Consider the following 13416-nt stretch of genomic DNA (forward strand, 5'->3'; position numbering starts at 1 on the left):
TAATTCAACCAAGCTGGCTCAACCGGTTCGTTTCACTTTCAAGCCGCCGTATCCAGCGCTGCGTCATTAAAACAGCAACCATCGCCAGACCTGCGGCCAGCCCTACCCAGATACCGATACCTTTCCAGTCTGCCCAGAAAGCAAGTGCTGCCCCCAGCGGCAAACCAATACCCCAATAGCCCAGCAATGCCAGAAACATCGGAATGCGCGTATCTTGAAGCCCGCGCAACATACCGGCCGCAACCACCTGCCCGCCGTCAAAAATCTGGAACACCGCTGCCAAAACCAAGAAAGATGCCGCTAAAGGTATCACATCCACATTGACCGGATCATGCAAGTTCAAGAAAGCACTGATAAAGAAATTAGGCATAATCGTCATCAGCAGCGCCATCAAAGCCATAAAGCCGATGCCTAAAATATAAGCACTCCAACCGGCATAATAGAGCCCCTTGGCATCCCGCGCCCCATAGGCGCGCCCGACGCGCACTGTCGCCACCTGCCCGAAACCAAGCGGCACCATAAAGCTCAAACTTGCAATCTGCATCGCAACCGCATGGGCAGCCAGCGATGTCGGGCCAATTTTACCCATCATCAAAACAGCCGCATAGAAGATCGAGGATTCAAACACGAAGGTCAGCCCCATCGGCAGCCCCAAGCGCCACAGCTCCAGCAAGCGTGGCCAGTCAGGTCGCCAAAAACGACCAAACATGGCATAACGACGGAACTTCTTATGGGTGACAATCACCAGCGCCAACCCGAAAAACATCATCCAGCTGGACATGGTGGTGGCAATGCCAGCCCCGCGCAAGCCCAGTTCCGGCAGGCCAAAATGGCCAAAAATCAAACTCCATGCCGCAAGCGCGTTAAAGGCAATCGCCATCATTGCAATCAACAATGTCCAGAGCGGCTTTTCCAGTGCTGCCAAAAACGAGCGCAGCACGATGTAGCCAAGATAAGGCAGCAATGCCCATTGCAGCGTGTGCATCAACTCGATCGAGCGTGCTGCTACATCGTGGCGCTGACCAAGGGCTATAAAAATATGTTCCGCATTCCACAACATGATCCAAAACGGCACACAGATCATGATGGCTGTCCACAAACCCTGACGCACAGTGCGGCGAACTTCGCGCACCGAATGTCTGTTTTTACCCAAAGTGATCGCCACCATCGGCATAACGGCCGTGACAAGCCCCATGCAGAAAATCATGGTGGTGTGGTAAAAGCTGGTGGAAAGCACCGCCGAAGCCAAAGTATCCGGCCCCAAACGGCCGATCAGAATGACGTCCGTTGCGGTGAGAGCTGCTTGCGACAAATTGGTGAGGATAAGTGGCCAGCCAAGTTTCATCGCGCCGATAAATTCAGCGCGCCAGCGAGCAGTGCCACTTACGGGCATTCCTGATGTTGTCATGCAGACGGCCTCCGGCACTGTACCTCACAAATTGCGATTTACAGGTGAGCAATGCCATTATAAAAAATGTTCATCAAAGGACTGATAAATCTTCAGAACCTAACCGTTATCAGAGCCATTGAGATAATCAACACAGCGTTTAAATTTTCTCATGCTAATAAAGCATCAGAACACTATTTATCTGCATTACGGATTACCATATATCAGGCAGGAATGCACAATGCCATTAGTTAGAATCTCCATGTTATCTGGTCGTAGTGACGAGAAAAAACATGAGCTCGCACAAGAGATAACAAAAAGCTTCGAGCGGGTCTGGAACAATAAACCCGAAGCCATCACCATTATTTTTGATGAAGTGGAAAAGGCAGATTGGGTTGTCGGCGGCGTACCGTACTCCAAAAAATAATCGCCCAATAAAAACACCCCTGTTTTGAGTAAAACAGGGGTGTTTGATCATTGAGAATGACGAAAAACTTACTTTTCGACGAAAGCCTTTTCGATCACGAAATGACCGGCTGAGCTCTGGCTGCCTTCTTCCAGTCCCTGACCTTCCAAAATCTCACGCATTTCCGCAAGCATTTCAGGACTGCCGCACAGCATCATGCGGTCTTTTTCCTTATCAAAAGCCGGCATATTGATGTCGGAGAACAATTTACCAGAGCGGATCAGATCGGTCATGCGACCCTGATTTTCATAAGCTTCACGGGTGACGGTCGGGTAGTAAATCAGCTTTTCACGCACCATTTCGCCCAAAAACTCGTCTTCCGGCAATTCTTTAGTGATGAAATCTTTATAAGCCAATTCGGCCACTTCACGCACACCATGCACCAGAATGACCTTATTGTAGCGCTCATATACTTCCAGATCACGAATGATCGAAAGGAAAGGTGCAAGGCCGGTGCCGGTGGACAACAGCCAGAGGTTTTCACCTGGCAGCAGATTGTCATAAAGCAATGTACCGACCGGCTTTTTACCGGCCAGAATCTTGTCACCCACCTGCAAATGCTGCAAGCGTGATGTCAGCGGACCATTTGGAACTTTGATGGAGAAAAACTCCATCTGTTCATCATAAATGCTGCTGGCAATGGAATAAGCACGCAGCAATGGTTTGCCTTCGACCTCAAGGCCGATCATGATGAACTGGCCGCTTTGGAAACGGAAACCCTGATCACGCGTGGTGCGGAAAGAAAACAACCGGTCTGTCCAGTGGTGAACTTCAAGGACGGTTTCCTGATTGAAATTGCTCATGGTGGAATGTGTCTCTGCTTTGCTACCAGATTGATACCTGCGGGCTTGGGAACCCCGTCAGGCAGACGAAATATTCAAAAAATAAGCGCTGTTTCATGAATGATGAAAACAGAGCTTAAGTTTAAGTTCTCAGACAGTGTCCGAAACATGCGAGCTATTGCGCTCCGGCAATCTCGATGCGCTTGTTCGAACCATTGATGAACATCAGCGCCATTACCAATCCGGGATAATGTCTGATGCGGAAATAATCTTTATCAGCGCAGACATCAAGCCTTTATGCCTTTTAGCCCTTGATCGATAAAAGCGACCTGTCATCGCTTTACGACGTATTCTTTTTTCCTTCCGGCTTGCGCCCTTAACGCCAATCGTTTATTTTACAAGGAATGTCTTTTTAAAATAGATTGCGTTGAAGATGTCAAGAAATGACCTGCTAAATTCCGAAACTATCTTAGCACGTTCACCCGGGCAGCGGATTTTGATGCTGTTGAAAATGCACGGTGCCAATACGGCTGCGGTGCTGGGCAAAAAACTGGGCATCACCGGCGAAGCAGTGCGCCAGCAATTGGTAAGGCTCAACGAAGAAGGTCTGGTCGCCTCTTATTCACAAAGCCGAGGCGTGGGCAGACCTTCGCAATATTGGGATCTGACACCGCTCGGACATTCAAGATTTCCTGACACACATGCACAACTGACCGTGCAGCTACTAAGCTCGGTGCGCGATTTATTGGGGCAAGAAGCGCTTGATACACTGATTGCTGCACGTGAAAACCAAACGCGCGAGCTTTACTCAGCCGCTTTAAACCAGAGCGACAATTTAAGCGACCGCCTGCACAGATTGGCAGAATTACGCACCGCAGAAGGCTATATGGCAGAAGTGGAAGTCGATAAAAACGGCACGTTTTTATTCATTGAAAATCATTGCCCGATTTGTGCTGCGGCCACCGCCTGTCAGGGCTTCTGCCGTGCGGAACTCAACATTTTCCGTGAGTTACTGGGCAGCGATGTAAAGGTTGAACGAGAAGAGTATATTCTCTCGGGCGACAGACGCTGCACCTATTCGGTACAGCGTCCGGACGCACATTAAGCTGCCTGCTGTACTACTTCTTCTGCGATTTTCACCTGCGTATGCGCTTGGCGCAAACGCACCACAATGCGGGTCATGACGATCGCCAGCACTGGCAGAGCAGTCAGAGAAACAAACAACCAAAGCGCGGCATTAGACACACCGGTCGCACCACCTGGATTGCTTAAACCGGCCAGATTAGCGATTGTTCCGGCCAGTGCCGCACCAAAGGCGGTGGTAACCAGCTGAACCGTAGTGAGCGAGGCAGACGCAATGCCCTGCTCATTTTGAGGCGTGATCTGCAAAACATTTGCAAGCAGATGCGGCCATGTCAGACCAACACTATAGCCAACCATGAAAAGGCTGAGGCACATCGGTGCCAGATCAAGCCAGCCACCCAGACTTCCGCCCGGCACCAGCAATGCCAACACGATCAGACCAGTCAGCCCAATGAACGGCGCTGTTACGATCACACGATTGGTCATCTTAGCCGAAAGACTGGAGGTGGTGAGTGAACCCAATGTCCAGCCAAGCCCCATCAAAGCTGCCAGATAACCGGCAACCAATGGTTTTTGCCCATGCAATGTCTGAAAAAACAGCGGAATGAACACTTCGCTACATGTCACCATCAGGCTGAGCAGCGTCATGGTGATATAAAGCGGCGCCAGTTTTTTCATGTTGAAAGCATCACGTGGCAACACATGGTTGGGCGACTTGCGCTCAATGGTATAAGTCACCCCCAGCAGCACCATTGCGGCCAGAATGCCCAGCGCATTATAGAAAAATGACGGCGAAAGACTTGCCCATGACACCAGCAAGACCGCAGCCGTCAACAGCACCAATTGCGCCCATGGCAAACCACCGGTTTTATCGCCTTTACCGGCCTCTTTAGGCATGATGAAAACGGCGAGCAAACCAAATAGTACAATCACCGGAATGATTGAGCCAAAGGCCATGCGCCAATGTCCATATTGCGCAAATACGCCGCCAATAGCCGGCCCCACCAATGAGGCTACGCCCCACATACCGGAAATGAGTGCAATGGCGAGTGTCCAAAGCCGTGGCTCAAACACCAGACGCACCATAGAGAAAGACAAAGCCAGCAAAAAGCCGCCGCCAAAGCCCTGAACACTACGGCCAAACAACATGACCGGCATTGAAGGCGCAACGGCGCAAAGGGCGGTGCCAATTGCAAAAATAACCGCTGCCACCAGATAAGCGTAACGCGGCCCCACCTGCCCCAGCAAGCGCGGCGCCATCATCGAGCCTAAAATGGAAGCCGCTACAAAAAGCGTCGTGTTCCACGCATAAAAATCAATACCGCCAATATCCTGAATGACCGTCGGCAAAATTGTCGTTGAGATAAATACGTTAATGGCATGAAGCGCCACACCACCAACCAATGTGAGTGTACGAACTGCATTGGAGCCGGAAAAAAGCTGACCCCAGCTTCCTGCTTGTTCTTGAGTTTGCATAATATGTCCTTTAAACCAGCCCTGCTGGCATAAAAGCCCTATCGCGATTGATATTCATCAATAGTCGCGGACTGCAAAAAGCAGTAAGAGCAATGTTGACTGCCACTAATCCCGACATAACATTTTGTCAAGACATCCCTTGGAAAATTAACATTGGGAAATTTCAAAAAAATGCTTATATAGACTTCAGCGCAGCGCTTAATAATTTTTGTATAAGTCAAAATCGCATTACAGCTCTGCAAAGGTTAGTATTGCGGTTTTTGAGACTTATATATATTGCGTAAAGCAAATTAAGCGGCTGCATATTTGTAAATACGTCACAAGCTTCCTATAAGCTTCAGACCAAGTGCAGCAATTAACATTTCTTTCCCGATGGAATGCTCATGATCCAGACCCCTTATTACCTGATCGATAAGTCGAAGCTTTTGCGCAATATGGAAAAGATTGCTTATGTGCGCGAAAAGTCCGGTGCCAAGGCACTGCTGGCGCTGAAATGCTTTGCCACATGGTCTGTGTTTGATCTGATGAACCAATATATGGACGGCACCACCTCTTCATCTTTGAATGAAGTGAAGCTCGGCCATGAGAAATTCGGCGGCGAAACCCATGCCTATAGCGTGGCTTATGCCGATTATGAAATTGAAGAAGTGATCGAAAATGCCGACAAGATCATTTTCAACTCAATCAGCCAGCTGGAGCGCTTTGCCGACAAGGCTGCCTCCATCACCCGTGGTTTGCGCCTCAATCCGCAGGTCAGCACATCCAGCTTTGATCTGGCCGATCCGGCACGCCCTTTCAGCCGCCTTGGTGAATGGGATGTGGCAAAGGTCGAAAAAGTCATGGATCGCATCAGTGGTTTCATGATCCACAACAATTGTGAAAACAATGATTTTGCGTTGTTTGACAAGGTATTGAGCCAGACAGAAGAAAAATTCGGCGCATTACTGGAACGCGCTGAATGGGTAAGCCTTGGCGGCGGCATCCATTTTACCGGCGATGACTATCCGCTTGATGCTTTCTGCGCCCGCCTGAAGCAATTCTCCGAACGCTTCAATGTGCAGGTCTATCTGGAACCGGGTGAAGCCTCTATCACTAACAGCACAACGCTGGAAGTGACCGTGCTTGATACGCTGTTCAACGGCAAAAACCTGGCCGTTGTCGACAGCTCCATTGAAGCACATATGCTTGATCTGCTGATCTATCGCGAAACCGCTAAAATGGCACCGAATGACGGCAAGCACAGCTATATGGTTTGTGGTAAATCCTGCCTTGCCGGTGATGTTTTCGGTGAGTTCAACTTTGAAAACGAATTGAAAATCGGCGATCGCCTGTCTTTTGAAGACGCTGCCGGTTATACTATGGTCAAGAAAAACTGGTTTAATGGCGTGAAAATGCCCGCTATAGCGGTTCGCGAATTAGACGGTCAAATCAATGTGGTCCGCGAATTTACCTTCGCAGACTTCGAGCAGTCTCTTTCTTAAACAGCAGGCTAAAACCCTTGCTTTTAAGAGACTAGGTAACTGGTGTAAGTAATTAAAAGGTGCATCAACATAAATGAAGAAGAACGTTCTCATCATCGGCGCCGGTGGCGTAGCACAGGTCGTGGCGCATAAATGCGCTCAAAACAGTGATGTATTGGGAGATATACACATTGCGTCCCGGACGGTTGAGAAATGCCGCGAAATTATTAAATCCGTGCATGAAAAGAAGAACCTGAAAACTCCGGTTAAGCTTGAAGCTCATGCGCTGGACGCACTCGACATTGAAGCCACCAAAGCTCTGATTACCAAGCTTGGCGTCAATATCGTGATCAATGTCGGCTCGCCCTTCCTCAATATGTCTGTTTTGCGCGCTTGTATCGATACGGGCGTGGCCTATATGGACACCGCTATTCACGAAGATCCTAAAAAGATCTGCGAGACCCCGCCGTGGTATGGCAACTACGAATGGAAACATGCGGCTGAATGTGAAGAAAAAGGCATCACAGCCATTCTCGGCATCGGCTTTGATCCGGGCGTAGTCAATGCCTATGCGCGTCTGGCGGCTGACGACTATATTGATGAAGTTAAATCCATCGATATCGTTGACATCAATGCCGGTTCGCATGGCCGTTGGTTCTCGACCAACTTCGATCCGGAAATCAACTTCCGCGAATTTACCGGTACGGTTTATTCCTGGCAGAATGGTCAGTGGCAGTCGAACAAAATGTTTGAAATCGGCAAAACCTTTGACCTGCCAGTCGTGGGTCCAAGCAAGGCCTATATGACCGGTCATGATGAAGTGCATTCGCTGGCGAAACACTATCCGAATGCCGATGTGCGTTTCTGGATGGGCTTTGGCGATCATTACATCAATGTTTTCACCGTGCTTAACAATCTCGGCCTTCTGTCCGAGCAGCCGGTTAAAACCGCTGAAGGTCTGGAAGTTGTACCGCTTAAAGTGGTCAAGGCTGTGTTGCCTGATCCGTCATCGCTGGCACCTGACTATACCGGCAAAACCTGCATCGGCGATTTTGTGAAGGGCACGAAAGACGGCGTTGAACGCGAAGTCTTTATCTATAACGTTGCTGATCACAAAGATGCTTACAATGAAGTGGGCAGTCAGGGTATTTCCTATACCGCAGGCGTTCCGCCGGTTGCTGCAGCTATGCTGATTGCATCGGGTGAGTGGGACGTGAAGAAGATGGTCAATGTGGAAGAGCTAAATCCAAAGCCTCTGCTGCACATCATGAACCACATCGGTCTGCCAAGCCGCATCAAAGATGAAAATGGCGACCGCGCTTTGAGCTTCGAATAAAAAAATAAAAAGCCCCCGACATGTTCGGGGGCTTTTTCTTAACTCGGAGCTTAACCACTCCGCTCAGGCTTCAAAATCCAGACCAATATCAAGGTTTGGTGCGCTATGGGTCAGCCAGCCGATTGATAAGAGATCAACACCGCTTTCAGCAATTGCCACTGCCGTTGCCGGTGTAATGCCCCCTGAAGCTTCCGTGATCGCACGACCATCAACGATTTTCACCGCTTCTGCCAGCATTTCAGGCGGCATATTATCGAGCAACACCGCATCAACACCCACAGCCATTGCCTCATGCAATTGCGCAAGCGTATCGACTTCCACCTCGATTTTGACCATATGGCCAACATTGGCACGCGCCCGCTTAATCGCTTCGCCAACACCACCTGCCACGGCCACATGATTGTCTTTAATCAGCACCGCATCATAAAGCGCAAAGCGGTGATTTTTGGCGCCCCCTGCCCGCACAGCATATTTTTCCAAGGCACGTAAACCCGGCATGGTTTTGCGGGTGCATGTCACATGTGCTTTGGTGTGGCTGACGGCTTGCATCAAATCATGCGTCACAGTTGCAATGCCGGATAAATGCCCAAGCAGATTAAGCGCCGTGCGCTCTGCCATCAAAAGACTGCGCGACAAACCGCTGACCTTAGCGATAACAGCGCCCGCCTCCAGCACATCGCCATCCTGACAAACTGCGCTAAATTTCACGCTTGGATCAACCAGCTCAAAGCTTAAAGCGGCAAGATCCAAACCGGCAATCACCCCTTTTGAGCGGCTGCGGAAAACCATTGTTGAGCGATGATCAGCCGGAATAACGGCACTGCTGGTGATGTCACCGGCAAGGCCTAAATCTTCTGCCAAAGTTGCACGCACCAATGGCTCGACGATAAAACGCGGCAAAGAACTTAATGTCATGATGATCTCTCCCCCGTCTCTTATTTAACCGCCAGCATCCGCTCAACAGCAAGACGCGCAGGCGCTGCAATCGCCGGATCGATTGTCACTTCATGACAATTATTTTCCAAAGCATCACGGATATTTTTCAAGGTAATCAGCTTCATATGCGGGCAAAGATTGCACGGGCGGATAAAATCCACCTCCGGATGCTGCACCGCCACATTGTCACTCATCGAGCATTCGGTCAAAAGCACCACGCGCGCCGGTTTTTCTGCACCGACAAAATCCGACATCATCGCAGTTGAACCAGAAAAATCAGCCACTTCAACCACTTCCGGCGGGCATTCTGGATGCGCCAAAATCACCACGCCCGGATGACTGTCACGAAGCTCGGCGATATCGGCCGGCGTAAAGCGCTCATGCACCTCACAGTGGCCTTTCCATGCAATGATTTCGACATTGGTTTCACGCGCAATATTTTGCGCCAGAAACTCGTCCGGTATCATCAGCACTTTTGGCACACCTAAAGACTCTACCACTTTTTTGGCATTGCCCGATGTGCAGCAAATGTCAGAAGCCGCCTTCACTGCCGCCGATGTGTTGACATAAGTGATGATCGGCACGCCCGGATGCGTTTGGCGCAAAAGAGCGACATCTTCAGGCGTGATGGAATCAGCCAGCGAGCAACCCGCGCCCAGATCAGGGATCAGCACCGTTTTGGACGGATTGAGCAATTTGGCAGTTTCGGCCATGAAGTGGACACCCGCCACCACAATCACATCAGCATCCGCATTGGCAGCCTCACGCGCCAGCGCCAGACTGTCGCCGACAATGTCGGCAACACCGTGGAAAATCTCTGGTGTCTGGTAATTATGCGCGAGAATAACCGCGTTGCGGGTGCGTTTAAGCTCTAAAATCGCCGCCACATCATCCTCAAAGGACAACCATTCGGCTTTCGGCAAAACCCGCGCCACGCGATCATAAAGCTGCGATACTGATGCTAATTGATTCATAATCCCTCCTTATACTCAATACGAGTATATCATGGGCGTGCAGATATACTCGTATTGAGTATAATGTCAACCGCGTGAGAGAGGTAATTTAGATCCGGCCAGAGCGCGCTCTTCAAGAATGGTGTGACGGAAGCGGAAAAGCTTGGCCGGACGACCGCCGGTTTCGCTGTCGCTGTCACCGGTTTCTTCCACCAAATTCTGCTGTTCCATCAGGCGGCGGAAGTTTTGCTTGTGCAAACGCAAGCCTGCCAGCGCCTCAACAGTGCGTTGTAATTGCAGCAAAGTGAAGGTTTCAGGCATCAGCTCAAACACCACAGGGCGATATTTGATCTTGGCGCGAAGCCGTGCAATCGCGGTTGCCAAAATGCGGCGGTGATCGGCAAACATGCCTGCACCAAAACCATCTTCATTGCCGGCTTCTTTGACCAGGCCAGCCTCAAATAATAATTCATAGCGCTGCAATGTCAGATCTTCGTTCCAGCCGCCTTCATCAAGGCCAAAAGCAAAAGCAATACGGCGATGGCGATAGCTTGCCTGTTCGGCATCATCAGCCGTATTTGCCCAGTTTTTGAGCGCTTTGATAATAGCGTCAAAGCAAGCAGGCTCCCCCTGACGATGATCTTCCCACGGAAAATAATCATACCACCCACGCCAGCCCGCACCGCCTTGCGCTGCCGGATTTTCACGCCCCAAGCCCAGATAGCTGATCGAAATCGTGCGCTGACCATCAGGGTGGCGATCACGGTCGGCAAATGTATAAAGCTGCTCCAAATAGCCAAGCGGCAACATCGTTTGCGCCTGTACCCAGGCACGCAAACCGGATTGCAACGAGCGATGGCCGGTTTCAAACGGGCCCGAAGGCAGTGCACTGCCCTGACTTATGGTCATCACGCGCGGTTCTTCCAAAGTGACAGCAACAAGAACGGCTATCAACTCAGTATGGGCAATGTCGCTTGTCACGTTAATGATCAATATCCTGCATGAAACGATTAAATAAGAGGTGTGATCATAACCCGAACAGGCCGCTAAAACAAACTATTGCCCACATGAAAGCAGCCGGTTCGGTCAAGTTTTCAACCGTTCTGAAAGGTGGAAACCATTAGCGATGCATTACTTGCACAATTTTCAGTCAAAGCCTTGATTATGACCGTTTAAAAACACGGTTATCCAGCAGCTTGGTTGTGCCGACACGCACAAAAAGCGCGACCAGTAATTCCGCACCATCCAAAGAGCTAACACGTTCTAATGTATGAGGATTTCTGACCGCCACCACTTCCGGTACGGCCAATGGTTCAGCTTTAATAAAGTCAGTTAAAGTCTGCTCCAGTCCGGCGGCATCAAGCTTTCCTTCAGCAATCAGTTTTTCCGCCAATTGCAGCGCTTGCGGCACGATAATAGCAGCCTGTCTTTCCGCTTCGCTCAAATAGCTATTGCGGGAAGAATAGGCCAAACCATCAACCTCGCGCACAGTTGGCACCGCAACCACTTCCACCGGTATCAGCAAATCTTCCACCATGCGCTTGATGATCACAACCTGCTGAAAATCTTTCTCGCCGAAATAAGCGTGATCCGGTTGCACAATGTTGAATAATTTGGCGACAACCGTTGTCACGCCTGCAAAATGACCGGGGCGCACTTCGCCCTCCAACTGCGCACCAAGGGTCGGCACATCCACCACTGTTTGCATCGGCTGCGGATAGATTTCAGCAACCGCTGGCGCAAATAACACATCCACACCACCAGCGCTCAACAATGAAGCATCACGCTCTAAGTCACGCGGATATTTCGACAGGTCTTCATTGGCACCAAATTGCAGCGGATTAAGAAACACGGAAACAACGGTGAAGTCATTATTCTCGCGGGCATGACGCACCAGCTCCATATGCCCTGCATGCAAATATCCCATTGTCGGCACAAAACCGACAGAAGCGCCATTTTTGCGTTGAGCGGCAATCAGGCTACGCAGCTCAGCGATGGTATGGATAATGTGCATTGTGCCCCCGCAATATGTTTATGCGTGCATCTGGTAGCTATTTTTGTACCCGAAAACAACAAAAAGTCCGGTATAAATGAATATACCGGACTTAATCTATTAAGCTTTCAATACGAAAACTTACTGGCCTGTCGCGCTTTCAAACGTACCGCCGACGGCTTGGCCAAAACGATCGATCTGCTGGTTATAAGTACGTCTAGTCGTCGGATCGAAAATCGCAATCGGCGCACTAACCGCAACCGATGCGGCACTGCCGACACCCTGCCCGACACCCAGTGCCACAGCACCAATACGCTCACCCAAACCAATATCGGAATCGGTGATGGTTTGGCCGGCAACCAGACGCTTGCCGATCAGCTGCACTACTTCTGGACTTTCAGCAAATTTACCGTGATTGAGACGGTCGCCGACTTTCAGTTTGGTGAGATCAATCACCGTAATACCGGTTGCTTCCAAAGCAGAACGGTAAGGCTCTTCACCCGGATTGATCTGGCCAAGACGGTCAATATTACCCGCAATACGGCGCGACACTTTCAATGCGCGGTCATCTTGTGAAACAAAAATCGTCATCTTCGGCGGTTTTTTCTGCATAACCAGCCATTGCTGGCTAAATACATCCACGTCCAGATCAGGCGATGCAAGAATAACGTCTTTCACTTTCGGCATGATGCGCCCGTCGCGGATGGCAATCTGGCGCAGTGATTCCATGGTCAGCCATGTGCCCATTGAATGAGCCATAATGGTAATGTCTTTGACCTTCGGATGTGCAGCCGCCGTACGGATCACTTCTTCCAGCGCATCGCGTGAATAGGTCGTGCTGTCTTTATCGTAATTATAATCAAAAATACTGGCGCGCGACGGCCATGTGAAAATGATTGGCGCTACCTTTGCTTGAGAGTCATGCACAATCTGCGCAAAACGATAAACGGAATCTTCAAATGTATTGTTGAAACCGTGGACGAAAATCATCACGTTGCCATTGGCCGACACATGATCATCAAGCCACTTTTTCTCGCCCGCCTTCTGTTCAAGTCCGGCTACGCGATAAGTGGTGAAATCTTTCAACGGGTTGGCCGGCAGTTTTTTCGGCCATTGCACTTGCCCGACTGTACGGTTTTTATCAGGCGGGATTGAAATACCAATATCCGTGACAATCAAGCTGCCGCGCTCACCGGAAAACAATGTGCGGGGGTCATAGGTCGGCAAACGGGTGGTCGCCACCAGCAAATCTACTTTTGAAACGCTTGGCTCATTAACCGGAACCGGTATCAACACACCTTCCGGACGGCTTGCACAACTGCTCAGCACCAAGCCAAAGGCAAAAATGCACATGATCTGCCTGAATGAATTGAGCAAGAAAAACCCCGTACGACTGCTTGAAGACAGGTGGAGTTTCTGTGATCACTAAGCCAGAGTCCAGTGCCCGATTAGTATTATCCGGCGTTTTTTCCCCTGATTTTAGCGTTTCGTTACACTTTGGCTCATGATTGATGCCAATTTGCACTGGTCGTTGCCCAAATCAG

12 protein-coding genes are annotated in these 13416 nt (G+C 50.1%); 4 read left to right on the plus strand and 8 right to left on the minus strand.

Annotated features, from left to right (window positions below; translation table 11 throughout):
• Positions 1–4: 4 nt before the first annotated feature.
• Positions 5–1408 (minus strand): MATE family efflux transporter, encoded by a 1404-nt coding sequence (locus tag FHS77_RS05665; RefSeq protein ID WP_184221169.1) that lies wholly within the window; start codon positions 1406–1408, stop codon positions 5–7.
• Between the two features lie 151 nt (positions 1409–1559).
• On the opposite strand from FHS77_RS05665, the gene FHS77_RS05670 reads away from it, so the two are divergent.
• A complete protein-coding gene (locus FHS77_RS05670) occupies positions 1560–1814 on the plus strand; it encodes a tautomerase family protein (RefSeq protein WP_184221171.1) in 255 nt (84 codons plus the stop codon).
• A gap of 68 nt (positions 1815–1882) precedes the next feature.
• Here the strand turns inward: FHS77_RS05670 and FHS77_RS05675 are convergent, their stop codons facing one another.
• Positions 1883–2656, minus strand: coding sequence for a ferredoxin--NADP reductase (locus FHS77_RS05675; protein WP_184221173.1), 774 nt, complete (start codon positions 2654–2656; stop codon positions 1883–1885).
• 478 nt (positions 2657–3134) lie between these two features.
• Between FHS77_RS05675 and FHS77_RS05680 the strand changes: the two genes are divergently transcribed.
• Positions 3135–3740, plus strand: a complete 606-nt coding sequence (locus FHS77_RS05680; RefSeq protein ID WP_210307050.1) for a helix-turn-helix transcriptional regulator — start codon at positions 3135–3137, stop codon at positions 3738–3740.
• On the opposite strand, the gene FHS77_RS05685 is transcribed toward FHS77_RS05680, so the two are convergent.
• Positions 3737–5194, minus strand: coding sequence for an MFS transporter (locus FHS77_RS05685; protein ID WP_184221177.1), 1458 nt, complete (start codon positions 5192–5194; stop codon positions 3737–3739). The two genes, FHS77_RS05680 and FHS77_RS05685, sit on opposite strands and share 4 nt — an antisense overlap.
• A 383-nt stretch (positions 5195–5577) precedes the next feature.
• Between FHS77_RS05685 and nspC the strand changes: the two genes are divergently transcribed.
• Both nspC and FHS77_RS05695 read left to right on the plus strand, forming a co-directional pair.
• A complete protein-coding gene (gene nspC / locus FHS77_RS05690) occupies positions 5578–6675 on the plus strand; it encodes a carboxynorspermidine decarboxylase (RefSeq protein ID WP_184221178.1) in 1098 nt (365 codons plus the stop codon).
• A gap of 73 nt (positions 6676–6748) precedes the next feature.
• Positions 6749–7990 carry a saccharopine dehydrogenase family protein gene (locus FHS77_RS05695; RefSeq protein WP_184221180.1) on the plus strand — a complete coding sequence of 414 codons (1242 nt, stop codon included), beginning with the start codon at positions 6749–6751 and terminating at the stop codon, positions 7988–7990.
• Positions 7991–8053: 63 nt separating this feature from the next.
• Here FHS77_RS05695 and nadC read toward each other — a convergent pair whose 3' ends face one another.
• The 5 genes from nadC to FHS77_RS05720 all read right to left on the minus strand — a co-directional run bounded on the left by nadC (position 8054) and on the right by FHS77_RS05720 (position 13225).
• On the minus strand, positions 8054–8905 hold the full coding sequence (gene nadC / locus FHS77_RS05700; protein ID WP_184221182.1) for a carboxylating nicotinate-nucleotide diphosphorylase: 852 nt from the start codon (positions 8903–8905) through the stop codon (positions 8054–8056).
• Positions 8906–8925: 20 nt separating this feature from the next.
• On the minus strand, positions 8926–9900 hold the full coding sequence (nadA, locus tag FHS77_RS05705) for a quinolinate synthase NadA (RefSeq protein ID WP_184221184.1): 975 nt from the start codon (positions 9898–9900) through the stop codon (positions 8926–8928).
• Positions 9901–9966: 66 nt separating this feature from the next.
• Positions 9967–10860, minus strand: coding sequence for an NrtR DNA-binding winged helix domain-containing protein (locus FHS77_RS05710; RefSeq protein ID WP_184221186.1), 894 nt, complete (start codon positions 10858–10860; stop codon positions 9967–9969).
• A gap of 181 nt (positions 10861–11041) precedes the next feature.
• Entirely contained in the window at positions 11042–11893 is an 852-nt protein-coding gene (gene panC / locus FHS77_RS05715; RefSeq protein WP_184221188.1) for a pantoate--beta-alanine ligase, read from the minus strand.
• A gap of 120 nt (positions 11894–12013) precedes the next feature.
• Positions 12014–13225, minus strand: a complete 1212-nt coding sequence (locus FHS77_RS05720; protein ID WP_184221281.1) for an alpha/beta hydrolase — start codon at positions 13223–13225, stop codon at positions 12014–12016.
• Positions 13226–13416: the final 191 nt, after the last annotated feature.

The sequence above is a fragment of the Paenochrobactrum gallinarii genome (assembly GCF_014205685.1).
Taxonomy (GTDB): domain Bacteria; phylum Pseudomonadota; class Alphaproteobacteria; order Rhizobiales; family Rhizobiaceae; genus Paenochrobactrum; species Paenochrobactrum gallinarii.

What these genes read in the sequence shown, in the direction of transcription:
- FHS77_RS05665 (WP_184221169.1), bottom strand. Translation starts at nt 1,408, where the DNA reads ATGACAACATCAGGAATGCCCGTAAGTGGCACTGCTCGCTGGCGCGCT.
- FHS77_RS05670 (WP_184221171.1), top strand. Translation starts at nt 1,560, where the DNA reads ATGCTAATAAAGCATCAGAACACTATTTATCTGCATTACGGATTACCA.
- FHS77_RS05675 (WP_184221173.1), bottom strand. Translation starts at nt 2,656, where the DNA reads ATGAGCAATTTCAATCAGGAAACCGTCCTTGAAGTTCACCACTGGACA.
- FHS77_RS05680 (WP_210307050.1), top strand. Translation starts at nt 3,135, where the DNA reads ATGCTGTTGAAAATGCACGGTGCCAATACGGCTGCGGTGCTGGGCAAA.
- FHS77_RS05685 (WP_184221177.1), bottom strand. Translation starts at nt 5,194, where the DNA reads ATGCAAACTCAAGAACAAGCAGGAAGCTGGGGTCAGCTTTTTTCCGGC.
- nspC (WP_184221178.1), top strand. Translation starts at nt 5,578, where the DNA reads ATGATCCAGACCCCTTATTACCTGATCGATAAGTCGAAGCTTTTGCGC.
- FHS77_RS05695 (WP_184221180.1), top strand. Translation starts at nt 6,749, where the DNA reads ATGAAGAAGAACGTTCTCATCATCGGCGCCGGTGGCGTAGCACAGGTC.
- nadC (WP_184221182.1), bottom strand. Translation starts at nt 8,905, where the DNA reads ATGACATTAAGTTCTTTGCCGCGTTTTATCGTCGAGCCATTGGTGCGT.
- nadA (WP_184221184.1), bottom strand. Translation starts at nt 9,900, where the DNA reads ATGAATCAATTAGCATCAGTATCGCAGCTTTATGATCGCGTGGCGCGG.
- panC (WP_184221188.1), bottom strand. Translation starts at nt 11,893, where the DNA reads ATGCACATTATCCATACCATCGCTGAGCTGCGTAGCCTGATTGCCGCT.
- FHS77_RS05720 (WP_184221281.1), bottom strand. Translation starts at nt 13,225, where the DNA reads ATGTGCATTTTTGCCTTTGGCTTGGTGCTGAGCAGTTGTGCAAGCCGT.